At 60.6% G+C, this 24,242-nt stretch carries 23 protein-coding genes; 5 read left to right on the forward strand and 18 right to left on the reverse strand.

Annotated features, from left to right (window positions below; translation table 11 throughout):
• Positions 1–2 precede the first annotated feature (2 nt).
• A complete protein-coding gene (locus ACYQ6M_RS02625; protein ID WP_168692282.1) occupies positions 3–989 on the reverse strand; it encodes an OmpA family protein in 987 nt (328 codons plus the stop codon).
• A 280-nt stretch (positions 990–1,269) separates the two neighbouring features.
• Here ACYQ6M_RS02625 and ACYQ6M_RS02630 point away from each other — a divergent pair, with 280 nt between their 5' ends.
• Positions 1,270–2,481: a caspase family protein gene (locus ACYQ6M_RS02630; RefSeq protein WP_460071969.1), complete on the forward strand. Its 1,212-nt coding sequence runs from the start codon at positions 1,270–1,272 to the stop codon at positions 2,479–2,481.
• Positions 2,482–2,628: 147 nt separating this feature from the next.
• Here the strand turns inward: ACYQ6M_RS02630 and ACYQ6M_RS02635 are convergent, their stop codons facing one another.
• Positions 2,629–3,297: an OmpA family protein gene (locus ACYQ6M_RS02635; protein WP_460071971.1), complete on the reverse strand. Its 669-nt coding sequence runs from the start codon at positions 3,295–3,297 to the stop codon at positions 2,629–2,631.
• 182 nt (positions 3,298–3,479) lie between these two features.
• Here ACYQ6M_RS02635 and ACYQ6M_RS02640 point away from each other — a divergent pair, with 182 nt between their 5' ends.
• On the forward strand, positions 3,480–5,108 hold the full coding sequence (locus ACYQ6M_RS02640) for a COG3904 family protein (protein ID WP_168685001.1): 1,629 nt from the start codon (positions 3,480–3,482) through the stop codon (positions 5,106–5,108).
• On the opposite strand, the gene uxuA is transcribed toward ACYQ6M_RS02640, so the two are convergent.
• The 9 genes from uxuA to uxaC form a co-directional block, all read right to left on the reverse strand.
• The gene (uxuA, locus tag ACYQ6M_RS02645) at positions 5,105–6,292 is read right to left on the reverse strand and encodes a mannonate dehydratase (RefSeq protein WP_460071973.1); all 1,188 of its coding nucleotides are present in this window, start codon (positions 6,290–6,292) and stop codon (positions 5,105–5,107) included. The two genes, ACYQ6M_RS02640 and uxuA, sit on opposite strands and share 4 nt — an antisense overlap.
• Positions 6,289–7,755, reverse strand: a complete 1,467-nt coding sequence (locus ACYQ6M_RS02650; protein ID WP_460073179.1) for a mannitol dehydrogenase family protein — start codon at positions 7,753–7,755, stop codon at positions 6,289–6,291. Before ACYQ6M_RS02650 ends, uxuA begins: the two co-directional genes overlap by 4 nt.
• Positions 7,733–8,461 carry a 2-dehydro-3-deoxy-D-gluconate 5-dehydrogenase KduD gene (gene kduD / locus ACYQ6M_RS02655; protein WP_055656093.1) on the reverse strand — a complete coding sequence of 243 codons (729 nt, stop codon included), beginning with the start codon at positions 8,459–8,461 and terminating at the stop codon, positions 7,733–7,735. The genes ACYQ6M_RS02650 and kduD overlap by 23 nt, the downstream gene beginning before the upstream one ends.
• Complete coding sequence (gene kduI / locus ACYQ6M_RS02660) at positions 8,458–9,282, reverse strand: 5-dehydro-4-deoxy-D-glucuronate isomerase (protein ID WP_055656091.1); 825 nt, start codon at positions 9,280–9,282, stop codon at positions 8,458–8,460. The genes kduD and kduI overlap by 4 nt, the downstream gene beginning before the upstream one ends.
• A 27-nt stretch (positions 9,283–9,309) precedes the next feature.
• On the reverse strand, positions 9,310–9,627 hold the full coding sequence (locus ACYQ6M_RS02665) for a cupin domain-containing protein (protein WP_023003251.1): 318 nt from the start codon (positions 9,625–9,627) through the stop codon (positions 9,310–9,312).
• 10 nt (positions 9,628–9,637) lie between these two features.
• Entirely contained in the window at positions 9,638–10,918 is a 1,281-nt protein-coding gene (locus ACYQ6M_RS02670) for a TRAP transporter large permease (RefSeq protein ID WP_055656087.1), read from the reverse strand.
• A gap of 1 nt (position 10,919) precedes the next feature.
• Positions 10,920–11,417 carry a TRAP transporter small permease gene (locus ACYQ6M_RS02675; protein WP_088665314.1) on the reverse strand — a complete coding sequence of 166 codons (498 nt, stop codon included), beginning with the start codon at positions 11,415–11,417 and terminating at the stop codon, positions 10,920–10,922.
• 152 nt (positions 11,418–11,569) lie between these two features.
• Positions 11,570–12,550 carry a TRAP transporter substrate-binding protein gene (locus ACYQ6M_RS02680; RefSeq protein ID WP_023003254.1) on the reverse strand — a complete coding sequence of 327 codons (981 nt, stop codon included), beginning with the start codon at positions 12,548–12,550 and terminating at the stop codon, positions 11,570–11,572.
• A 23-nt stretch (positions 12,551–12,573) separates the two neighbouring features.
• Positions 12,574–14,016: a glucuronate isomerase gene (gene uxaC / locus ACYQ6M_RS02685; RefSeq protein ID WP_460071977.1), complete on the reverse strand. Its 1,443-nt coding sequence runs from the start codon at positions 14,014–14,016 to the stop codon at positions 12,574–12,576.
• A 92-nt stretch (positions 14,017–14,108) separates the two neighbouring features.
• On the opposite strand from uxaC, the gene ACYQ6M_RS02690 reads away from it, so the two are divergent.
• From ACYQ6M_RS02690 to ACYQ6M_RS02700, 3 genes are all read left to right on the forward strand, one after another.
• Entirely contained in the window at positions 14,109–14,801 is a 693-nt protein-coding gene (locus ACYQ6M_RS02690; protein WP_460071979.1) for a GntR family transcriptional regulator, read from the forward strand.
• Between the two features lie 2 nt (positions 14,802–14,803).
• The gene (locus ACYQ6M_RS02695; RefSeq protein ID WP_460071981.1) at positions 14,804–15,742 is read left to right on the forward strand and encodes a sugar kinase; all 939 of its coding nucleotides are present in this window, start codon (positions 14,804–14,806) and stop codon (positions 15,740–15,742) included.
• A gap of 171 nt (positions 15,743–15,913) precedes the next feature.
• Positions 15,914–16,576 carry a L,D-transpeptidase gene (locus tag ACYQ6M_RS02700; RefSeq protein ID WP_023003258.1) on the forward strand — a complete coding sequence of 221 codons (663 nt, stop codon included), beginning with the start codon at positions 15,914–15,916 and terminating at the stop codon, positions 16,574–16,576.
• Between the two features lie 354 nt (positions 16,577–16,930).
• Here the strand turns inward: ACYQ6M_RS02700 and hpaI are convergent, their stop codons facing one another.
• The 7 genes from hpaI to hpaE are packed head-to-tail and all read right to left on the reverse strand — an operon-like array spanning position 16,931 to position 24,241.
• Positions 16,931–17,719, reverse strand: coding sequence for a 4-hydroxy-2-oxoheptanedioate aldolase (gene hpaI / locus ACYQ6M_RS02705; RefSeq protein ID WP_055656075.1), 789 nt, complete (start codon positions 17,717–17,719; stop codon positions 16,931–16,933).
• 11 nt (positions 17,720–17,730) lie between these two features.
• Positions 17,731–18,537, reverse strand: coding sequence for a 2-oxo-hept-4-ene-1,7-dioate hydratase (gene hpaH / locus ACYQ6M_RS02710; RefSeq protein WP_460071984.1), 807 nt, complete (start codon positions 18,535–18,537; stop codon positions 17,731–17,733).
• A complete protein-coding gene (locus tag ACYQ6M_RS02715; protein ID WP_460071986.1) occupies positions 18,534–19,388 on the reverse strand; it encodes a fumarylacetoacetate hydrolase family protein in 855 nt (284 codons plus the stop codon). The genes hpaH and ACYQ6M_RS02715 overlap by 4 nt, the downstream gene beginning before the upstream one ends.
• Positions 19,385–20,803 (reverse strand): pyridoxal phosphate-dependent decarboxylase family protein, encoded by a 1,419-nt coding sequence (locus ACYQ6M_RS02720; protein WP_460071988.1) that lies wholly within the window; start codon positions 20,801–20,803, stop codon positions 19,385–19,387. Before ACYQ6M_RS02720 ends, ACYQ6M_RS02715 begins: the two co-directional genes overlap by 4 nt.
• A 29-nt stretch (positions 20,804–20,832) precedes the next feature.
• Positions 20,833–21,813, reverse strand: coding sequence for a 3,4-dihydroxyphenylacetate 2,3-dioxygenase (hpaD, locus tag ACYQ6M_RS02725; protein ID WP_152509777.1), 981 nt, complete (start codon positions 21,811–21,813; stop codon positions 20,833–20,835).
• 20 nt (positions 21,814–21,833) lie between these two features.
• Positions 21,834–22,688, reverse strand: coding sequence for a 3,4-dihydroxyphenylacetate 2,3-dioxygenase (hpaD, locus tag ACYQ6M_RS02730; RefSeq protein ID WP_152509778.1), 855 nt, complete (start codon positions 22,686–22,688; stop codon positions 21,834–21,836).
• Positions 22,689–22,729: 41 nt separating this feature from the next.
• Positions 22,730–24,241, reverse strand: a complete 1,512-nt coding sequence (gene hpaE, locus ACYQ6M_RS02735; protein WP_460071991.1) for a 5-carboxymethyl-2-hydroxymuconate semialdehyde dehydrogenase — start codon at positions 24,239–24,241, stop codon at positions 22,730–22,732.
• Position 24,242: the final 1 nt, after the last annotated feature.

Here is a 24,242-nt window from a genome sequence, read left to right on the forward strand (position 1 = left end):
GCCTATTTCTGGACGAATTCAACACGTCGGTGCGCCTGATTGCGCACGTCCTCGGTGTAGAGGGATGGATCGTCGAACTGGAACGGCTGGCTTTCACCCATGCCAAGCACCTCGATGGAGCCGGAGTATCCGGCTGCCAGCAAGGCGCTACGTACGGCCTCGGCACGCTTCATGGACAGTTGCATGTTGTAGGCATCAGAGCCGACCGGATCGGTATGGCCGACGACCTGGATGTCCGGGGAGCCCTGCTTTTCCAAAGCTTCCTGCACGTCTTCAAAGCTGGTCCTGCCGGCTTTGGTCATGACATCCTGATCGTAGACGAACTGGATTGGAACCAGGGTCTTCTTGCGTTTGTAGCCACGCGTGGAAAAGCTGTATTGCGAGATCGACTGTCCGCTGCGGGTGACCGGAATCTTGATGTCTCCCGGTTCCTCTGAAATCTGGGCAACGACCACCGCCAGCTCATCCAGGCGGTCGCGCAGCCGGGCGATCATGGCATGTGCCGGTTCCGCAGGGGTCAGCTCGGTGTCGTCCACCAGGCCAAGGGCTTCCTGATAGGCGCGGAACGCGGGCAGGGTTTGCTGCTGCTTGCGCAGAATTTCTCCGAGCAGATAGGAAATACGCCAGTGGCTGCCGAATTCCTGAAGGTCGGCCAGGTCCTGTTTCAGGGTTTCAAGGTTGCCGGTATAGCCTTCAAGATCCTGAAACGGCGCGATGACGTCGAGCCGGGCATCGATGATTTCCTTGCCAAAGCCTTCCACCACCATGCCGTCGCAATCGCTGTCATTGAAGGCCTGGTCGTAGATCCTGACGCGGTCTTCGTGACCGGCGCTCAGCGGCATCGCAAGCCAGTCCTTCTGAATGCTCTCGCATGAAACGAGTTGTGCGGAAGCGTCAGTGGTCAGGAGGGGCAGGGCGATGACGGCGGAGACGGCAAGGCCCGCCAGATGCATAAGGCGGGCGGGTAAAACAGTTCGGATAAGCGGCATGCTGGAAAGTCTCTCCAACTCTTGCATGATAAATTATAAAATAGGTCGGTCTGGCGGGTGTTTGCAGCGAAGGGTTGAGGGCCGGTTGTTTCCAGGCTCGCAGACGTTGCAACTGACGCACCGGTGTAAAATCCCGGTTGCTTCTCCGTTCCTTATTGCGTTTCAATCTGTTCGCAAGACAACATCACGCAGGGTCGCTTGAGTCAATTGTCAGGGCGTCATGAGGTATTTCAAATTGATGATTTCTAAGGATGAGGTTGCAGTGGTGCCGGGCGGTCAAATGTCGAGATGTGTCAGGCTTCTGACGGGGTTCTGCTGTCTTTTTCTGATGGCCGCCGGTCTGGCGCAGGCAGAGGAAAACCGCTTTGCGCTTGTTATCGGTAATTCGTCCTACGAGCAGATCGGCCGGCTCGGTAACCCGGGACGGGATGCGGATCTTGTCGCCAAGTCGCTGGAAGCGGTCGGATTCGAAGTTTCGGTTCATTTCGACCTTGATGAGGACGGTCTTGGCAAGGTTTTGGACGATCTTGCCGATCGTGCTCCGGACCTGGATGTGGCGGTGCTCTATTTCGCAGGCCATGGCATTCAGAAGGATGGTGAGAATTTTCTGATCCCCGTGGATGCGCAACTGAAATCTGCGACCTCGATCGAACGGGAAACGGTCAGTCTGCGTTCGTTCATGGAGGTGATGGAAGAGGTGCCGATCAGTCTCCTGTTCCTTGACGCCTGCCGCAACAACCCCTTTGCCGAACATCTGTTGTCGCAGTCCTCCTCCGACGGGCGGTCCGCCGGGATCACCCGCGGGCTTGCCCCTATCCGCACCGTTGGCGACATGCTGGTCACTTTCGCCACCCTGCCGAACTCCGTTGCAAAGGATGGTGCCGGACAGAACTCGCCTTTCGCCAAGGCGCTGGCCCGCCACGTCGCCACACCGGATGCGGAAGTCTCCGTCTTGATGAAGCGGGTGACGCGTGACGTGATGGCCGAAACCGACGGCGAGCAGCGGCCGCAGCAGCTGTCTCAGATGCAGACGGAATTCTATTTCCAGCGCACAAACGCAGCCGCTCCGGAGACAGATGATCAGCAGACCCTGCTGGCAGTCTATCCCGGCTCGGTCAGTGCCGGCGAGGAAGTCTCGGTTCTGGCGGATGTGCCGCAGCAGTGCGCACCGGATTTCTTTAACATAACACCGTCAAACCGGGTGACGCCGATCCCGACTTCGTACTTCAAGACAGTTGAACTCGGCGGCGGCAAGATCCGTTACGAAATCTCGCCCGGCTCGCGCTATGGGCTGGTCGTGGAAGAAGCGGACGAGAAGGGGGCGAACCGCATCGGCTTCTTCTGTTCAATGGGTCCGGCTCTTTCCGATCAGCAGAAAAAGGAAGTGCTCAGGCGGATCAACGGACAGCTCGCGCAAAACGAGATGTCCGGGACCATCGGGTCCGACCCGGAACGGGTCGCCTATCATTTTGCCGAGTTCAAGATCAACTGACGCAGGAGAAGAGGCGGGTCGCTTTCAACGAAGATGCGCCCGCGCTCTGAAATCGAAAGGTCTGTGCATCCCCGATCCCAGCCCGCGCCTCGATTGGCCGGGAGGGCGTCGGGGAGGCGACTGTGCAGGCAGGTCCTTTTGTGAGGATCAGTTGACCGGCAGCAGGACCAGCTGGACGCGGCGGTTCTGTTCGCCGTAGGGATCGCTCTGGTCCTTCAATCTGGAGGCGCCCATTCCGCTTGCCAGAACACGCTGCTCTGAAAGCCCACCCCAGGCTGCAACGAAACCTGCGACCGTCTGGGCGCGCTGTTGCGAGAGGGCAAGATTGTACTGCGCACTGCCCTTTGCATCCGTGTGGCCAAGCAGCAGGAAGCGATAGTTCTTGAACTTGTCCTGGCTCAGAATGCGCGAGAGTTCGGTAATCTTCGCGGCCTGGTCCGGACGCAGCGATGCCGAGTTGTAGTCGAACAGGATTTCCATGTCGATCGTCGGCAGTGGTGCCGATGACGCGGTTTCCGAAGAGCCGCCGACTGGTGGCGGGGTGGAGGCAGCACCTTCCCGATCGACAAGCTTGAGATTCACTACATCGTCCATCGACAGGGCGGTGTTTGACTTGAATTCCGAGTTGCTGCAGGCGGCCTGATCAAGCAGGCATTTTTCCATCTCGGTCTCCGTCGGGGCACTGGCGTCACGCGAGGCGGAAGTTGCGGGTTTGGTGTCGCCGCCAAGATCGAAATCCTCAAGCGTGATAGTGCTTTGCGCCGCGGCAGGCAGAGCCAGGGAAATAAAAATCAAAAGAAATGCAAAAGGCTTCATGGCAATATCCCGAACCGTTACGTGGTCGTTTCACGGATTGATCCGTTTCTACCATACGGCTGGCAAAAAATGAAAGTGGCCACTGCGTCAGTTGGGTATTTGACGCTGTCCCATCATCCCTGCCACATTTGCGGCCTTACAAAATCAAATTGCAGACAACCGGGTTGAATGAGGGGCTGATCATGTTGCGAAACGCTGTAGCGGCGGTGGCGGGAAAAGGCTTTGCCCGAAGCGTAATACAGACGCTTGCGTCGGTGACTGTATGTATTCCTGCCTTTTCGGTGGCCCATGCTGCGGAAATGCGTCTTCTCGACAGCAATCCTGCATCAGCCGCCGGCTACCAACTTCTGGACCTTGGGACGGTGAGCGCAGAAGCCGTCGGTCACGCCAAGGGCCTTGAAGACGGCTTTACATCGAAGAGTGCCGTCAAGGACGGATCACTGCCTTATTTCGAAAACGGCATCGCAGGCGATGGCGCGCATACCTATGAGACACTGCATATCGTGCCGGCCTGGGGTGGGCTAAAGACGGGCAAGGTCATATCCATCGAGGGACAGATCCAGAAGGGGGACCTCGATCACCTGAAGGCTCTTGTGGAACGCACCGGCTTTTCGGACTGCCTGAGGCCCGGCTACTGCCCCTATAACAACGTGATTTCGCTCAACAGCCCGGGCGGCAACCTGCGCGAGGCGCTGGAAATCGGCAAATACATCGCGGAGCAGAACTTCATCACGCTGCTGCCGGAAAATGCCGTCTGCGAGTCCGCCTGTTCCCTGGTCTTTCTGGCGGGCTACACGCGATACGAGGGGTTCTTCTTTCCTCGCCGTTTTGCTCATGAAACCGCCCGTCTCGGCATTCATCAGCCTTATATCCAGCTTCCTGAGGGCAACTACAGCGCGGAGCAGGTCGGGCAGGTCGTTCAGCTGATCAATCGGGGCGTCAACGAGGTTACGGACTATTTCCTCAGCACAGGTATCGGCATCGGCTTCATGCGCAATATGTACGGCACGAAACCCGGGTCCATGTATCACTTGTCCCTGGCGGAAATGGCTGCCGAAGGGATCTTCGTCGTTGGACGTCCACAGGATCTGTCAAATCTCAGCCGCAGCCAGATGCTGTCCTATTGTTCCAGCCTGTATCAAGGACGCTTCAACACCGTGTCGCAGGACCTGCTGGCCAATCTGCAATCGAACGAACGCACTTTCCTGACCTATGTTACCGGGCAGAATTTTATCTGTCTGGGCGTGAAGAGCCCGAATGGCGACAGCTGGCGGTCCTACGTCTGCGATGGCAGTTCGAAATGTCTGCTCGGCGACTTCGGGCAAGTGGCGCTGTTCGAGCTGGAAGCCAACGGCAAGCTTTCGGAGTTTCGCGACCGGGATGCGTCGGCCTTGATGAACATTGCCGCAGGGATCGACAACACCGAGGTTGGTCTGGCGCTGAAGGAGTACAATCACCGGGTGGCGCTGCTCTATTTTGTCGAGCTGTTCGCCGAAAACATGGGAACGTTCGAGACATCTTTCAAACGCATTCCGGCAAGCCTTGCCTTTGCCGAGGTGCCTCGGGAGTTCTGCGGTCAGGTCGATGAATATGATGCCGGTCTTGTGCGGCTGGTGCAGGCCGGTCTCAACAACAGCGGTATTGACGTGGGCACTCCGGACGGGTCGCTCGGCCCGAACACGCGCAAGGCAATCGGGCGGGCCAATAAGGATCTGCTGAACCGCTCCGAAACCGTTATCGATCCGTCTCTTCTGAAGGCGCTGGGCGTGCCCGAAGACGAAGTCCGCGGGCACGTCCTGTGTAACGGCTAGGCCTGGACAGCGCGGCGAGCCGTCAAACCTGCGATCACGCCGCGCAGTTCCGCCAGTCCGCGCATTCGCCCGATCAGGGGGTAGCCCGGGTGCGCACCGCGTTCGGCATCGCTCATCAGCTCGTGGCCATGATCTGGCCGGAAGACGATTTCGGCATCTTCACGGCCCTCGCGTCGCCGTCCAGCTTCTTCGCCAAGTAGAACGCCGAGCAATGCAGGCATGTCGGTGTCGCCGCCAAGATGCGCTGCTTCCTCGAACGAGCCATCCGGATCTTTCGCGACATTGCGCAGATGGGCGAAATGGATCTTGCCGGCAAAGCGTTCCGCAATTGCAGGGACATCGTTCTTCGGGTTGGCGCCAAGAGAGCCCGAGCACAGCGTCAGGCCATTGGAAGGGCTGTCCACCGCTGACAGGATCCAGTCGATGTCGTCCGCATCCGAGACAATCCGCGGAAGACCGAGCAGATCCCGGGGCGGGTCATCCGGATGCACCGCCAGTTTCAGGCCAAGCTCTTCGGCCGCCGGGACCACTTCCTCCAGGAAACGCTTGTGGTTTTGTCTGAGAGCCGCCCGGTCGAGTCCCTGATAGGGCACCAGTGCCTCACGCAGGCCGTTCGGGTCGTAACGATCATAGGCCCCGGGCAGACCCGCCATGATGGCCTGGGTCAAGCGGTCGAGGTCCGGCTGTTTTGCGGCATCGAACCAGCGTTTTGCCTCGACCAGAACCTGTTCGCAATAATCGTCTTCCGCCTTGGGTCGCTTGACCATGTAGATTTCGAAGGCCGCCATCCTGGCAGCGGAAAACCGCAGGCAGGTACCGCCACGTGCCACGGGCGCGGCCAGGTCCGTCCGGGTCCAGTCGAGCAACGGCATGAAGTTGTAGCAGATGACCTTTATGCCTTCAGCGGCCAGGTTTGCCATCGATTGCCGGTAGTTGGCGAAGAGTTCCGAAAGATCGCCTTCCCCGCGCTTGATGGCTTCGTGAACCGGCAGGCTTTCCACCACGGTCCAGTCGAAACCGGCAGCGTGGAGCCGGGTCCTGGTGTTCGCGATTGTTTCGCGAGGCCAGATCTGGCCGTAGGGAATTTCGTGCAGTGCCGTGACGATGCTGACAGCACCGGTCTGGGCGATTTCAGAAAGCGAGATGCGGTCATAGCCGCCATACCAGCGCCAACCTTCGATCATGACAGGGTTCCGATTGATTTGCCGACACCGTCAGCCTTCAAGGCAGCATAGGCGGCGGTGACGGGCGCCAGAATGGCAGCGGCGAGGTCGGGTTCGAAGACTTCGGTGACACCCAGAAGCGCTGCCACCTTGCCGGCGTCGCCATCGCTTTCTCCGACAAGAGACTTGAGGCGATCGCTCAGCGGATCGCGCACGTCAATCGGCTTGCCTTTAAGATCGGTGCCGCCGACATAGATCATCCAGGCGGCAATCGCGAGGCAAAGGCCAGGGCAGTTTCGACCGTTCGTCAGGTTGTCGCGCACGGTGCCGAGAATGCGCTGGGGCAGTTTCTGGCTGCCGTCCATGGCGATCTGCCAGGTCCGGTGCCGGATGCCGGGATTTGCATACCGTTCGAAAAGCGCATCCGCGTAGGCTTCCAGATCAACACCCGGCGGAGCCTCGAAGGACGGAATGATTTCCTGGCGCCACAGGTTTTTCACGAACCGGGCGAAAAGCGGATCTGCAACGGTTTCGGCAATCGTCTCGTGCCCGGCGAGATAGCCGAGGTAAGCCAGCGAGGAATGCGTGCCGTTGAGCATACGCAACTTCATGTGCTCGAACGCGGTGACGTTTTCAACCAGCTCGACACCAACGGCACCTAGGTCCGGCCTGGCATCGGCGCCGTAAGCCGGGACAAAGTCATCTTCCACCACCCACTGCCGGAACGGCTCATGCAGCACAGGGGCTGCATCGTAGCGGCCGGTCTTGCGGGCCAGGGCGTCGATATCCTCGGGTTTTGTGGCAGGCACGATGCGGTCGACCATGGTTGCCGGGAAACGGCCTTCGGTTTCGATCCACGCGGCCAGTTCCGGATCGAGCTTCTCCGCAAGATCCAGCACAATCCGGCGGACCAGGCGGCCATTGTCCGGCAGGTTGTCACAGGTGAGCACTGTGAAGGGCGGCAGGCCTGCGGCCTTCCGCCTTGCGAGCGCCCGCACGAGGTAACCCGGAGCGGAGACAGGCAGCGCGGCTTTCAGGTCGTGTGTGATGTCCGGGTGATCGGCATTCAGTCTGCCGGTTGCCGGATCGTGGCAATAACCCTTTTCCGTCACGGTCAGGGTGACAATCCTGACGTCCGGATCCGCCATCGCGGCCAGCACGGCTTCCGGGTTTTCCCGTGCGACCAGCACATCCCGGATGATCTCTACCTGGCGAAGGGTTTCGCCTTCCGGGCCAAGTTCCTGCGCTGTGTAGACAAAGTCCTGCGGAGCCAGCTGGTCATGCATACGCGGGCTTTGCAGGCTGACGCCGATAATGCCCCAGTTGTTCTGTCCGGTGCCGCCAGAAGCCTTCATGGCTTCTTCTATGTATATCGCTCCAAAGGCCCGGAAGAATGCCCCGAGCCCCAGATGAACGATGCCGGCTTTTGCCGCCGGTGTTGTTCTGGAAAGGCGCGGCAAGTCAGCGTGCAAGCCAGCCTCCATCCACATTGAGGACAGCGCCGTGAATGTATTTGGCAGCCGGTGAAGCGAGAAAGACCGCGGCTTCTCCAATGTCGCTGGCTTCACCCCAGCGGCCGGCCGGAATGCGTTCCAGGATCTGCCGGCTGCGCTCCGGGTCGTCACGCAGGGCTTCGGTGTTGTTGGTGGCGATGTAACCCGGTGCAATGGCGTTGACATTGATGCCCCGCGCCGCCCATTCGTTCGCCAGCAGCTTGGTGATGCCGGCAACGCCGTGTTTGGCCGCGGTGTAGGACGCGACCTTGATACCGCCCTGGAAGGACAGCAACGAGGCAATGTTGACGATTGCCCCGGTCCGGCCGGCGTTGAACGCGGCATTGCCGAAAGCCTGGCAGGTGAAGAAGACGGACTTCAGGTTGACGTCCATCACGTCGTCCCAGTCGGCTTCGCTGAAGCTGTCTGCCGTGCCGCGGCGGATGATGCCCGCATTGTTGACCAGGATGTCGATCTGTTCCGCCTCGAACAGTGGCATCGCAGCCATCGGGTCGGACAGATCGAGGTGCACATGGCGGCCCCTGGTTATCTGGGCCAGCGTTTCGTCGCAGTCGCGCCGGGCCGCGCACAGAACTTCGGCGCCTGCCTTGCTCATGGCGATGGCAATGGCCTGGCCGATGCCGGTGTTGGCGCCTGTCACCAGGGCGCGTTTGCCTTCCAGGGAAAACGGGCTCATCGCAGGTCTCCCATCGCGACCATGTCCATGTCGGTGAAGTCGACATTGTCACCGGCCATGGCCCAGCAGAACGTGTAGGCCCCCGTGCCGGCGCCGCAATGGATAGACCAGGGCGGAGAGACCACGGCGTCCTCGTTGGCCATCACCAGGTGCCGGGTCTCGTCCGGCTTGCCCATGAAGTGGAACACACGCTGGTCCGGGCCAAGTTCGAAATAGAGATAGGCTTCCATGCGCCGGTCATGGACATGGGCCGGCATGGTGTTCCAGACCGAGCCGGGCGCAAACTGGGTGTAGCCCATAAGCAACTGGCAGCTTTCGGCGACTTCCGGATGCAGGAATTGCAGGATGACGCGCTCGTTGGAGGTTTCCGCCGAGCCGAGTTCCACCCGGCGCGCGTCCTTGACGGTGATCAGCCTGCTTGGGCAGGCCCGGTGCGCGGGCGCCGACAGGATGTAGAAGCGGCCCGGGCCGGAGAAGGTGACGGGTCCGGAGCCCATGCCGATGTAGAGCACATCTCCCTTGCCGACCTGATAGGTCTCGCCACCCGCCTTTACGGTGCCGGCCTCCCCGATATTGAGAATGCCGAGTTCGCGGCGATCGAGAAGGGACGGGGTGCCGGCTTCCTTCACTTCATCCAGAACGAGTTCGCCAGTTCCGGGGACAGCGCCGCCCAGAATCAGCCGGTCGTAATGGGTGTAGATCAGGTTGATCTTGCCATCCTGGAAAAGGCCGGCGGCGTGGAAATGTTTGCGAAGACCCGTGGTGTCGAGAGTCTTGGCGGTGTCCGGGTCGATGGCGTAGCGGGTTTCAACGGTCAGCATGGCAAAGTCCTTGGGTGCAGGCGATGTTCAAAGAAAGTCGTCGCGGCGCGGCGTGAAGGTGTCGACCAGTGTCCCCGGTTCCAGGCACACGCACCCGTGCAGGGCGTTGGAGGGGATGACGAAGCTGTCGCCGGGACTGACGTCGAAGCTCTCGCCGTCGATGGTGAAGCGGAAACGGCCGCTTTCGACATAGGTCGACTGTACGTGTGGATGATTGTGCAGCTTGCCTTCCGCGCCTTCCTGCTGGAAGCGGAAGGCGACGACCATCAGGTCGGGACTGTCGGACAGCACCTGCCGGCGGATGCCCGGGTCGGCGGTCACTTCGGGAAAGGTTTTCACGAACATTGGTTTTGCCTCAATGGAACAGGGATGGCAGCCACAGCGACAGGGACGGGATGTAGGTCACCAGGAGCAATGTGAAGATGGCGGCACCGTAGAAGGGCCAGATCGTCCTGATCGCATCCCAGACCGATATCCGGCCAACGGCGCAGCCGACAAAGAGCACTGTGCCGACCGGCGGCGTGCACAGGCCGATCCCGAGGTTGAGCACCAGGATCACACCGAAATGGACCGGGTCGACCCCGAAAGCGGTGGCAACCGGCAGGAAGATCGGCGTGGTGATGACGATCAGCGGCGACATGTCCATGAAGGTGCCGAGGAAGAGCAGCACGATGTTGATCATCAGCAGGATGATCAGCGGGTTCTCGGAAATGCCCTTCATGAATGCCACAAGTTCCGCGGGAATGCGCAGGAAGGCCAGCAGCCAGCCGAAGGAAGCCGCACAGCCTATGACCAGCAGAACCATGGCGGTGGTGCGCACCGCGGCTTTCGTCGCGGCGACGAATTCCGGCCAGTGCATGGTGCGGTAGGCAAGCGTGGTCACCAGCAGTGCGTAGACGGCCGCGATGCAGGAGCTTTCGGAAGCCGTGAACACACCGGAGCGCACGCCGCCGAAGATGATGCCGATCAACAGCAGACCCGGAATGGCGTTGATGAACATCGCACCAAGAGCCGACAGGCCGGGAAAGCGTTCCGTCGGATAACCGGCACGGCGGGCAACGAACCAGGCTGTGACCATCAGGGAAACTGCGAGCAGGAGGCCCGGCAGGATGCCGGCGGTGAACAGGTCGGCGATGGAAAGACGTCCGCCAGCCGAGATCGAATAGATGATCATGTTGTGCGAGGGCGGCAGCATCAGTGCAATGATCGAGGAGACCACGGTGACATTGACACCGTATTCGACCGAATAGCCCTTTTCCTTCATCTGCGGGATCATCAGGCCGCCGATGGCGGTTGCATCCGCCGCGGCGGAGCCGGAGATGCCGCCGAAGAGCACGGAGGCGGTGATGTTTACCTGACCGAGACCGCCGCGCATATGCCCGACCACGGCCCCGGCGAGCGCCACCAGCCTTCGGGCAATGTCGCCGCGCACCATCAGTTCGCCGGCAAAAATGAAGAAGGGGATCGCCATCAGCGCGAAAACGGAGACACCCGAGTTCAAGCGCTGGAAGACGACCACGGGCGGCAGGCCCATGTAGAGCACGGTGGCGAGCGACGCTGCGCCCAGGCAGAAGGCAACGGGTGTGCCGATCAGGAGCAGAACCGTGAATGTGCCGAAGAGGATAACGGGTTCCATATCAAGCAGCCTCTTCGATGGGATCTTCGCCGAAGCGTGCGGTCGGCAGACCGGCTGCGCGACGCATCAGGCGTTCGATGGAAAAGAGAAAAACCAGGCAACCGCCGCCAACGAGCGGCAGGAAATCAACCGCGCCTGAAACGCCGAGCGACGGCAGTTTCACGTCCCAGGCCGACAGTGCCAGTTCCGCGCCGTACCAGGCCATGCCCGCGCCAAAGGCGGCGACCACGGCATCGGAGATGCTGTAAAGCACCAGTTTGGCTCCCTGCGGCAGAAAGTAGAGCAGGACGTCGAAACTGAGATGGTAACCTTCACGGATGCCGACGGCGGCGCCCAGGAAGATGAACCAGCCCATCAGGATGACGGAAGCAGGTTCCGACCAGACGAGACTGTCGTTCATGACGTAGCGCATGAAGACCTGCGCCGTGATGAACACGGTCATGAGAATGAGGCCGCCTCCGGCAAGCCAGAGCGCTGCCGTGGAGACATGGCGCAACATCTGCGCGGTGAACTTGAGATGAGGCTGCACGTCGAGATCCTGAAGCAGGGAACCGGGTCAAGGCGGATCCTGAAAAACGGCCAGCAGCCAGCCGGGCCGTTCCGCGGTCGATGGACCGCGAAACAGCTTTGTCGGCTGCGGGCTTGCGAAGATCAGTCGGTCGCGCGGATGCGGGCGACGAGATCCTTCAGATTTTCGGAGGTCACGTGCTTCTCGTAGACGCTGTCCATGGCTGCCATGAACGGCTCCTTGTCGATTTCCGTGACGACTTCGACACCGGCAGCGCGGACTTTTTCTTCAGACGCCTTTTCGCGGGCCTGCCACTGTTCGCGCATGAAGGGGACCGAGTCCTTTGCAGCCTGACGGACGGCTGCCTGGTCTTCCGGAGACAGATTGTCCCAGGACTTCTTCGACATCACTAGCACTTCCGGCACGATCAGGTGTTCGTCCAGAGTGTAGTAGCCGGCAACTTCGAAGTGACCGGAAGATTCGTAGGACGGCCAGTTGTTTTCCGCACCGTCGATAACGCCGGTCTGGATGGACGAATAGACTTCGCCATAGGGCATCGGCGTCGCGTTGGCACCGAGCGCCGACATCATGTCGACGAAGATGTCGGACTGCATGACGCGAACCTTCATGCCTTCAAGATCTTCAATCGATTTGATCGGTTTGACCTTGTTGTAGAAGCTGCGCGACCCGCCGTCGTAAAAGGCAAGGCCGACATAGCCGTGCGGTTCGAACGCCGCCAGGATCTCGTCACCAATCGGACCGTCCATCACTGTGTGCATGTGATCGACGCCCTTGAAGATGTAAGGCAGCGAGACAACCTTGGTTTCCTCGACCAGGTTGTTGAACGGGCCCATGGAGACGCGGTTCAGGTCGATGACGCCGAACTTGGTCTGTTCGATGGTGTCCTTTTCCTCGCCAAGCTGCGCGGAATGGAACACTTCGACACAGATGCGGCCGTCAGTGCGCTCTTCCAGCAGCTTGCCCATCTGCTTGACGGCCTCCACCGTCGGATAGCCGTCCGGATGGGTGTCGGACGATTTCAGTGTCACTTCGCATGCAAGCGATGCGGATGTGAGCGCGGCGGTAGCCAGAAGCGATGCCGCAAGGGTCTTCAATACTTTCATAGTCTCCTCCCGAAATTGGCTCGTCAGAGCCGATAGGCCTGCTTGGCAAGCCTGTAAGTGAGGTCGTGAGCGACCTCATATGCCTCGTCCTCGTCCAGCCTCCCGGATGTCACGAGCGATGCGAGGTAAGCGCAATCGACACGGCGGGCCACATCGTGGCGGGCCGGAATCGAGCAGAAGGCGCGGGTGTCGTCGTTGAAACCGACTGTGTTGTAGAAACCCGCGGTTTCCGTGGTCAGTTCCCGGTAGCGGCGCATGCCTTCCGGGCTGTCGTAGAACCACCAGGCCGGACCGAGCTTGAGCGTCGGATAGACGCCGGCAAGCGGGGCCAATTCACGAGAATAGGCCGTTTCGTCCAGCGTGAAGAGAATGATCGAAAGGTCCTTTTCCAGACCGACCGCGTCCAGCAGCGGCTTGAGCGCCTTGACGTAGCTGGTCTGGGTTGGGATGTCGAAACCCTTGTCCCGGCCATGAGCTGCCATGATGCCGGACGAATGATTGCGGTAGCTGCCCGGATGAATCTGCAGAACCAGCCCGTCCTCGAGGCTCATTCGTGCCATTTCCGTCAGCATATGGCCACGGAATGCGTCGGCTTCCTCTGGTGAGCAATTGCCTTTCAGGGCCTTCTGGAACAGGGCTTCAGCATCCGCAACCGGCAGGTTCTCGGTGCGTGCGGTGGCGTGACCATGATCGGACGACGTTGCACCGAAGGACTTGAAATAGGCCCGGCGCACCCGGTGGGCATTGAGGTAACCCTGCCAGCTGGTGGTGTCTTCACCGGCGAGCTCGCCGAATTTTTCAACGTTGGCGCTAAATCCCTCGAACTCCGGGTCGACAACCGCATCGGGGCGATAAGCCGTGACGACCCGCCCTTTCCAGCCGCTGTCCCGGATCTGTCGGTGCCATTTCAGGTCGTCCAGCGGTGATTCCGTGGTTGCGATCACCTCGATGTTGAAGCGCTCGAACAGCGCACGCGGCCGGAATTCCGGGCGGCTCAGGCAATCGGCAATGTGGTCATAGGCTTCATCCGCGGTTTGGGCGGAGATCCGTTTGGTCCAGCCGAAGACTTCCTGGAAGGAATGCTCCAGCCACATGCGTGAAGGTGTGGCCCGGAAAAGATGGAAGTTTTCGGCAAAGGTGCGCCAGATCTTGCGACTGTCGGTCTCGCTCAAGCCGCCGTCGATGCGCGGTACACCCAGTTGGCTGAGGTCGATCCCTTGCGAGAACAACATGCGGAAGACGTAGTGATCGGGAACGATGAACAGTTGCGCCGGATCGGGGAAAGCTTCGTTTTCGGCATACCATCGCGGATCCGTGTGCCCGTGCGGGCTGACGATCGGCAGATCCTTGACGGTGGCATAAAGCTCCGCCGCGATCTTGCGCGAGGTCGCATCGGCGGGAAACAGGCGGTGCGGGTCAAGGCCCTGTTCCGAAATATCCGGTGCATCCGCTCTTTCCAGTGACATTCGTTTCTCCCGTGGCGCCTTTGGGCAGGCTGATGTTGCTACTAGTAAACTGATATGCTAGTTGAGTAGACGAGTCAACGGAGACAACGCTGATGTCAGAAAGTGGCGCCCTGAAGGTGCTCGAGCCGATCAAGATCCCGACCGTCGCAGATACGGTGTTCGAGGAATTGCACCAGCAGATCCTGTCACTGGACCTGGCGCCGGGCACGCGCATGTCGGAAGCGGAAGTGGCCAAGGCCTTCGGCGTGTCTCGCCAACCCGTGCGCGATGCCTTCTACCGGCTGTCGCAACTCGGGTTCCTTTTGATCCGGCCCCAACGGGCAACGGTTATCTCCAAGATCTCGGAAGTTGCGGTGCTGAAGGCCAAGTTCGTGCGGACGGCGCTGGAAGTTGCCTGCATGCGAGCCGCCATCGAAGTGATCACAGACGCACAGATCGACGATCTGGACGAGCTGCTTGCACAGCAGCAGGCGGCGGTGGATGCGAATGAACGCCAGTTGTTTCACACGCTTGACGATACGTTTCACCGGAGGATCTGTGAAATCTCGGGCCACGACTATGTCTGGGCGCTGATCCGCGAGCAGAAAGCGCATATGGACCGGGTGCGGTTCCTGTCGCTGGCGTCCGGCGCGCAAGTCGCACTGGACGACCATTTCCGTATCATGTCGGCCATTCGCAGGCGGGACGGCAAACTGGCCGAATCCATGCTGACCGAACACCTGGGCCGGATTGCCACCATTCTCGGCCGCATCCGCGCCGAGAACCTGAACCATTTCGAGGAATGAGTATGCCGATGCGGTTTCTCGCCATCGGCGAATGCATGGTCGAGTTTTCACCGACACCGTCAGGAACCTACGCCGTCGGCTTTGCCGGCGATACGTTCAACGCGGCCTGGTACGCGCGCCAGCTGACGGACACCGAAAAGCTGGATGTCGGGTACCTGAGTGCTGTCGGCGATGACGCACTTTCCGGACAACTGACGGATTTCATCGAAGCTGCAGGAATCAGGCCCTTGATGGCCAGGGTGCCAGGTGCAGCGCCGGGCATGTATATGATCTTCCTCAGCGAAGGCGAACGAAGCTTTCAGTACTGGCGCTCGCAGTCCGCGGCCCGACATCTTGCCGACGATCTCACAGCACTGGAGACAGCCGGGGAAGGGGACCTGCTCTATTTTTCCGGTATCACCGTGGCCATTCTTGCCAAAGCAGCCCGGGACCGGCTGCTAGCCGCCCTGCAGGCGGCTGCCGGGCGCGGCGCGGAAATCGTCTTCGACCCGAACCTGCGGCCGCGCCTGTGGCCGGCCAGTGACGAAATGTGCCGCTGGACGATGAAGGCGGCCAGTGTCGCCGGCATCGTGCTGCCGTCGTTTGAAGATGAAGCCAGCCATTTCAAGGATACCGACGAAGCGGCAACCGCGGCGCGCTATCTCGCCAATGGGGCGAGGCTGGTCGTGGTCAAGAACGGGGCGGGGCCGATCCTTGTTCGCGGGGCCGATGGCGACAGTTTTCAGTATCAGCCGGAACCGGCAAGCACGGTCGTCGACACGACGGCAGCAGGCGACAGTTTCAATGCGGCGTTCCTGGTCGAATACATGGAACGGGCAAGAACGCGTGAGGCTGTTCGTGCGGGCTGTGCCCTTGCCGCGCATGTGATCGGCAGCCGTGGAGCGCTGGTGCCTGTCACAAGAATGGACCTGATTGCCTGCCGCAACAGGTTGAGCGCCTGATTGTTTGTTTAACCTAACGGCAGAAAAGCCCCAATTTTAATCAACTGTTTACCATAAATATGTTGCTTTCGCTCCTGGATCGCGTGATGTGTCTTTAGAATTTTCTGATCCGGTCAGAACCGTATTATTGCAAGTTTGACGGTTCGAGCACGCCGCTGAAAGGACGCGAATATGGCTTCCACGATGAGCCGACGCACATTTGTTGCTGCAATACCCCTGCTGCTGGCAGCCTGCCAGAGCCAGCAGAGTTCAACCGTGCAGGCGGGATTGACCCCGCTGGCCGACGGGACACCGGATTACGCGACGGCCTATGCCGCCAGAACCGATGGCGGGTTTTCGATACCGGCGATCCAGTATCAGAAGTTCGACCCGAAATATCTGCGCCAGGTGGTGTTCTATCCGAGCAAATATCCCTCCGGCACAATCGTTGTCGATCCCGGCAGCAAGTATCTCTACCTGATCCAGCCCGGTGGTCGTGCCATCCGCTATGGCATCGGTGTCGGTCGCGCCGGCTTTGCCTGGAACGGTGAGGCGGAAATCCGCTTCAAGCGCGAGTGGCCGAAATGGTTTCCGCCGGACGAGATGATCGAACGGGATCCGAAACTGGAAAAATATCGCGACGGGCAGGACGGCGGTCCGAGCAATCCGATCGGCGCGCGCGGGCTTTATCTGTGGCAGGGCAACAAGGATACGCTCTACCGCATCCACAGCACCAACCAGCCCTCCAGCATCGGTACCAATGCTTCCAGCGGCTGTATCCGCATGTGGCATCAGGACATCATCGATCTCTACAACCGCGTCAATGTCGGCGCCAAGGTGGTTGTGCTGGGCTAGGTTTTCGGCACCGTCCACCACGGCCTCATGTTTGAAGAGCCGCCAGGTCCCCTCAGATGGATTGGCGGCTCTTTTTCGTTCACGCGGCCCATCCTTCGAGACAGCGCTTCGCGCTTCTTCAGGATGAGGAGGGTGGTTGGGAGGTTCTTCGGTGAAGGGGCTCCCGGGGATGGAAAGTCCGATATGGTCACCTGCCTGACGTAGTTACCGGGGTTCTGGCAGGCAGGCGTCTCGGGCCCGGTCAGTCAAGGTCAGCTCATACTGCCGCCCCAAGGCCTAATTCTGAGGAGGGCCGTCAGGCCCGTCTCGAAGGATGGGCACCTTGTTCAAGAGACTGCATCGAGCCTCTGGCCTTTAGCCTTCGACCGACCCAAGTAACTCTTTTGCCTGCCGGGCTGCACCGCGGATGGCCGCGGCATAGAGGGTGACGTCGATCGAGGTGGCGACGAAGGTTGCGCCAAGCTCCAGACAGGTGCGGGCGAAATCCAGATTGGTGGTCAGGATACCCGGTGCCTTGCCGGCAGCCTTGATGCGTTTCATGGCGTCGAGGATCGCGGCAACGACTTCAGGATGCATCGGGTCACCGAGGTGGCCCATATCGGCGGCCAGATCCGAGGGCCCGATGAAGACACCATCAACGCCGTCGACCGACAGGATGCCGTCGAGGTCTGCCAGGCCGGCGCGGTTTTCCACCTGAACCAGCAGGCAGATCTCACCGTCGGCAGTCGTCAGATAGTCGGGAATGGCGGAAAAGCCGGACGCGCGGGCAAGTGCGGATCCAACGCCGCGCACACCGACCGGCGGATAACGTACGGCACTGACGAGCTCTTCTGCCTGCGCCTTGCTTTCCACCATCGGGACCAGCAACGATTGCGCGCCTGCATCCAGGAACTGCTTGATCATCCAGGTCTCGCCAATGGGTACCCGCACGACCGGCTTGCTGGTGGAGGCCTCGACCACTTTCAGCTGCGCCATCATGGATCTGAGGTCGTTGGGCGCATGTTCGCAATCGATCAACAGCCAGTCGAAGCCGGCACTCGCGGTAATCTCCGCCGTGTAGGCATCGGCAAGCCCGACCCAGCAGCCCATCTGCGGCTGACCGGAATTCAAGGCGGCTTTGAAGGCGTTTTGAGGCGCTGGCATGGTTTTCCCTATTAGGCGAAGGAGCAGGATACAGACCCGAACGGGCCGAAGTCGGCGTGGACCTTCGAACCGGACGGGCATTCCACCGGCCGGATGAAGGATCCGGACAGAATAATCTGTCCGGCTTCGATTGTCTGTCCGTAATCGGCCATGCGCCGCGCCAGCCAAACGACGCTCTCGATCGGATCGTTGAGGACGCCCGCACCAAGGCCGGTCTCCTCCACTTCACCGTTCCTGGTGACGATGGCGCCGGCCCAACGGAGGTCGATTGCTCCGGGATCATGCTTTTCGTTGCCCAGAACAAGGCCGGCATTGGCGGCGTTATCGGCAATGGTGTCGAAAATCTTGCGAGCCTGTCCCGTCTCCGGATCGACGCGCTGGATACGCGTATCGAGTATCTCCAGGCTCGGGCACACGTGATCCGTTGCCGCAAGTACATCCTCGCGCGTGACGTTGGCGCCACCGAGAGAGGCCTTCATGACAAAGGCAATTTCCGCTTCGATGCGCGGCTGGATGAACCGGCCCTTGGGGACCGTGGCTCCGGTTTCAAACAACATGTCGTCGAAGAGGACGCCGCTGTCCGGAATGTCGATCTTGAGCGCGTCCTGCATGGCTTTCGACGTCAGACCGATCTTCCAGCCGATGATCTTGCGGCCTTCGGCAAGCTTCGCCCTGGCAAGTTCTTTCTGGATTGCATAGGCCCCGTCCATGTCGAGGTTCGGATGGCGCAGTGTGAGAAGACCGATCTGCTCGAGCGTCTTTTCCGCGTTCAGGAGATCATTTGCGGCTTTGGAGATGTCTGCTTCGTTCAGGCTCATTTTTCGTCCTCCACACCGTTCCGCAAGATGCCGATGCCATCGACCTCGATCTCGACCACGTCACCGGGTTTCAGATAGCGGGGAGGGTCGAACCGGGCGCCGGCACCTGTCGGCGTGCCGGTGACGATGATGTCGCCGGGCTGAAGCGTCATGAAAGTCGAGATGTAGGCGATTTCCTCACGGATCGGGAATGTCATGCGCTTCAGGTAATCGTCCTGGCGCAGCTCTCCGTTGACGCGGGTCTGAATGCGGGCCTCATCCAGTTGCTCGGCCTTTTCGAAAGGCACGAGCCAGGGGCCGATAGAACCGGAGCGGTCCCAGTTCTTGCCCTGGGTGACGTTGAATTTCGCGTGCCGGACCCAGTCGCGGATGGTGCCTTCGTTGCACAGGGTCAGGGCGCAGATATGGTCGTAGGCATCTTCCGCCTTGATGCGACGGCCGGTCTTGCCGATGACGATGGCCACTTCACCCTCGTAATCGAGCGTGTGGTTTTCGGGCGGCCGGATCAGCGGACGGTCGTGGCCGGTGAACCCGCTGGCAAAGCGGGGGAACAAGGACATGTATTTCGGTTGGGTGCTGCCGTCCTTGTACTCCGCATTGCGGTCGGGAAAGTTGACGCCAACACACAGGATCCGCGGCGCGTTCGGCAGCACCATTTCATAAGTGAACTCGGAATGCGTAACCGGCTTGTCCTTTGCGGCAGTGACGAGATCCTGCAGACCGCCGGCGTGGATGGCGTCGTAAAGCGTCGGCCACTGCGGAAAGTCCGGCGACAGAGCGATCATGCCGGTATCAGTGACGGCTCCGTAAAATTGTTGTCCGTCGGCGCTGTAGGTTGCGAGCCGGGTCATGCGGTCTCCATGTTTCTGGCAATTTCGGTAATGACGTCGAAGGCAAAGGCGACGTCTTCCTGTGTGCAGTCGAACTGCCCGACCTGGAAGCGGACCACCTTGGCACCATCCAGCAGGGTCTGGGTCAGGTAGATCCGGCCATCGTCGTTGATGGTATCGACGAGGCGCTGGTTGAGCGTGTCGAGGTCCCTTGCACCTTCAGGGGAAAAGCGAAAACTGAACAGGGAAAGGACGGGCTCGGAGGTGATTTCGAAATCCGGTTCTGCGCGCAAACGCTCGGCAAGAGCGGTTGACCAGTCGACATGGTTGCGCAGGCGCTCTCGCAGGCCTTCCAAACCGTAGGAGCGCATCAGGAACCAGAGCTTCAAGGCCCGGAAACGGCGGCCGAGCGGAACGGACCATTCGGAATAGTTGACGATCCCGTCGTGGCCGTGGGTCTTCAGATATTCCGGCCGGATCGCCAAAGTGCGCACAAGGTCTTCCGGATCGCGGACGAAATGGGCGGAACAATCGAACTGGGCACCAAGCCATTTGTGCGGGTTGAAAACCATGGAATCGACGCCGTCGACGCCTGCCCAGAGCTCGCGGTACTCGGGGACAAGCATCGCCGCGCCTGCCCAGGCCGCATCGAGATGCACATAGAGGCCGAAGTCCTTCGCGACCGTGACGACCGCTCCAACATCATCCGACGCGCCAACGCCGGTGCCACCGGTGCAGGCGATGATGCCGGCTGGCCGGAAACCTGCCGCAAGATCGGCTTCGATGGCCGCACGCAGCGCGTCCGGATCCATGGAGCGCCGTGGGCCCAGAACGGGGATACGCACCAGATTGTCCTGGCCGATGCCGGAGATCCAGATTGCCCTGTCGATGGAGGTGTGGACCTCGTTGGAGGAATAGACCCGAAGGCGCGGTTGTCCGCTGAGGCCGGCCTTGTTGCCATCCCAGGAAAGGGCGCGCTCGCGCATGGTCAGGACGGCAGCGAGAGTTGCGGTGGAGGCGCTGTCCTGGATCACTCCGGTAAAGGATCCGGGCAGACCGACGGCCTGGCGCAGCCAGTCCATCATCCTGGTTTCCATCTCGGTTGCCGCCGGAGAGGTCTGCCATAGCATGCACTGCGCCGCCATGGCGGTAACGAGATATTCCGCCAGCATTGACGGTGGGGACGCATTGGCGGGGAAATAGGCAAAAAAGCGCGGGTGCTGCCAATGGGTCATGCCCGGCAGCACGATCTTCTCGAAGTCCGCGAAGATCTCCTCCATCTCCTCGGCAAGTTCGGGAGGTGCCTCGGGCAGGGCGTTGAGGATTTCACCCGGCTTCACCTGGGCGCGGACAGGCCGCTGCCGCAAGGTCTGGTGATAGTCTGCGGCCCAGTCGGCCACCCTCCGGCCCCAGCCGGCAAAGTCAGTCCAGTTCATCGCATTCTTCCAACCATTGTCTGTTTCACCTATGGCGCAACAATCGGTTGTGCGGCAAGGCTGGGGGCTTGAACTTCGGTTCCTTCGAACAGGGATCCTTCCTCGAACCAGCTCTTGGGAGCTGGCGCTCCCCAAAGGGTCTGCCGCTGCGGATCCTTCAGATCCCACCTGATCGGTTCCAGATCCGGATCGACCGTCTGGTAATCCGAACAGTAGATCTCGATCCGGTGGCCGTCCGGGTCTCGAATGTAGAGGAAGAAGGCGTTGGAAATGCCGTGTCGGCCCGGGCCGCGCTCGATATTGGATACCCAGCCAGTGGTTGCCATCAGGTCGAGCAGGTCGATGATATTGAGCGGGGTCGGCACCCAGAACGCCGTGTGGTGGAGGCGCGGGCCCTTGCCGTTGGTGAAGGCAATGTCGTGGACGCCGCCCTTGCGGTGGGTCCAGGCGGCCCACAGACGGCCGGTTGCCTCGTCTTCCGTGTATTCGGTCACCCGGAAGCCAAGCTCGTTGTAGAAGGCAACGGAAGCATCGACGTCCGGCGAGAAGCAGTTGAAGTGGTCGATGCGGAGCGGCTTTACGCCCTTGTAGAGCGCGTATTTCTGATGGATCGGCGGCAGGCGGTCCATCTTGGCATAGAACTCCAGCGGAATGCCGTGCGGATCGCGGGTCCGGAATGTGCGTGACTGATAGGGCCGCTCGACCCAGTCGACCGGCAACCCCTTGCCCTTGAAGAAGTGCGCGGCCTTGTCGAGGTTTTCCTCGTCGAACACCTTGAAGCCGAGATCACGGGCAGCGGCGTCCGCCGATTTGCGCAGGACAAGGCAATGGTGGCCGCGTTCTTCCATGGCGCGCAGATAGATCGCCTCATCGGATTCGTCCGTGACCTGAAGGCCGAGCGTGTCGACATAGAAGGCCCGGCTCTTGGCCAGATCCTTGACGCCCAGTTCCACATGGCTGAGCCGGATGATGTTGAAGGGCGGATAGAGATTGGGGGCCGGAATGGGCATGGAAGGCTCCTGCGATAAACCTATTGGACCGGGAAAATGACGTTGGTCTGTCCGGTACCGGAACTGGGGAAATAGTCGGTCACGACCTCGCATTCGGCGGTGTAGCTGTCCCAGCCGAGCGCGCCGTAGAGCATGGCGGTGTCGTGCATGGAGCCTTCGCCGCAGCAATGGTCGGCATATTCCGGCAGCATCTTCAGGAAGGTGGCATGATCGCCCCTCCGCCACATGTCGAGGACATGCAGATCGACCTGCCGGTTGAACTCGGACGAGATGGTGAAAGTGCCGTTGTTGGCGGCGTAGTCCTTGTTGGCCCAGATCTTGTGAGACAGGGAGCCTGAGGCAAGCAGCAGCACCTTCTCGTCACTGGCTTCGACTGCTGCCCGGATCGCTTCGCCGACGATGCGGCTCTCGTCATGGCCGTGCACCGTGCACCAGGCGGCGACCGACACGACCTTCATGTCGTGTTCCCGGCTCATGAACCGCATCGGCACCAGCGTGCCGTATTCAAGTTCCAGGCTATCGAGATGATGGGCGAGCGTGAAAGCGCCGCGCTCGGTTGCCTCTCTTGCGATGGCATCGCCCATCTCCGGGTTGCCCTCGTAGGCATAAGGCAGGTTCTGGATGAAATGCGGAAATTCGTTCGAGGTGAACAGGCCCTCGAACCGCTTGTTGGCATTGATATGAAAGCCTGCGTTGATCACCCAATGCGTGTCGCAGACGATCGCCGTCGTCGCGCCGAGCGCTTTTGCCCGGCGCGCGATTTCGTAATGACCGTTGATGGCCGGCTGACGCTTGCCCTCCACAGGTCCGGGCTGTTCCGACATCAGCATGGTCGGCACATGCGTGACCTTGGCCGCGAGAACGATTTCTCCCATAGTCTCCTCCCGTTACTGCGATCTTATGTCGTTCACATTCCTCACGCACCAAGGCGCGGGATGGCGTGCTGGCCGGTCGCAAAGCCGATGTGTTTCTGCTCCATGTAGAATTCGAACGACCAGTCGCCGCCGTCGCGGCCGATGCCGCTGGCCTTGACGCCGCCGAAGGGGGTGGGCAGGTGGCGGACGTTTTCCGAGTTCACCCAGATCATGCCCGCTTCCAGAGCGTTGGTGAACCTCAGCGCCCGCGTCAGGTCGTTGGTCCAGACGTAGCCGGTCAGGCCGTAGGGAATGTCATTGGCGATCCGAAGTGCTTCTTCTTCCGAACTGAAGCGGATGGAGGTCAGGACCGGGCCGAAGATTTCTTCCTGGGCGATCTTCATGGAGTTGTTCGCGCCGGTGAAGAGGGTTGGGCGTACGAAACAGCCTTCCGTCCCGACGCGGCTGCCGCCAGCGGCAATCGTTGCACCGTCCTGGCGGGCGGTTTCGAAGTAGCCGGTCACCTTGTCGAAATGGGTCTTGTGGATCAGCGGGCCAATTTCGGTCTTTGGGTCGAGGGGATGACCGACCCTGATGTTGTTCACTCGCTCGATGAGCCTTGTCTCGAATTCCTCGGCAATCGTGTCCTGCACCAGAAGGCGCGAGGACGAGGTGCAGCGCTCTCCGTTGAGCGAATAGATCATGAAGATCGCCGCATCCAGCGCCCGGTCGAGATCAGCATCGTCGAAAACGATCACGGGGTTCTTGCCGCCGAGCTCGAAATGCACCCGCTTCAGGGTTTCCGCCCCCTGTCGCATGATCATGGACCCGGTGCGGCTCTCGCCGACGAAGGCGATGGCCTTGATGTCAGGATGTTCTGTCAGGGCCTTGCCGGCTTCTTCGCCGAGGCCGTTGACAAGGTTCCAGACACCTTTCGGCAGGCCGGCTTCTTCTGCAATTTCCATCAGGATGCGTGCAGTGACTGGAGAAAATTCCGCCGGCTTGTGGACCACGGTGCAGCCTGCTGCGAGCGCCGGCGCGATCTTCCAGGTCGACAGCATGAAAGGCGTGTTCCAGGGCGTGATCACACCGACCGGTCCGATCGGAAGACGGGTCGTGACGTTCATGAGGGTCGGTGATGGCAGGGCCTGACCGTCGCGAGCACCTGGCGCTTTGTCAGCGAAGAAGCGGAAGTTCTCGGCGCCGCGCAGGGCGGCCTTCGACATGAAACGCAGGGCCTGACCGGTATCCCAGCATTCGCAAAAGGCGATTTCTTCGGCGCGGGCGACAATGCCGTCGGCAATCTTGTGAAGGATTTTCTTGCGCTCCGTCGCGGCCAAATCGCGCCATGCCGGAAAGGCCTCCTTGGCGGCCCTGGCTGCAGCATCGATATCGGCAGCATCCCCCCTGGCAACCTTGCAGATCAGGCTGTCGTCCACCGGGGAGGTGGTTTCGAATGTCGCGCCGGAAGCTGCGGGGCAGGCCTTGCCGCCGATCTGGTTCAGCACGCCGGTCTCCCGGAACCTTGCGAGGTAGGTCTCAAGTTTTTCGATGTTGTTCTGAAGGTCAGACATG

The sequence above is a fragment of the Roseibium sp. ROS1 genome, from assembly GCF_054658215.1.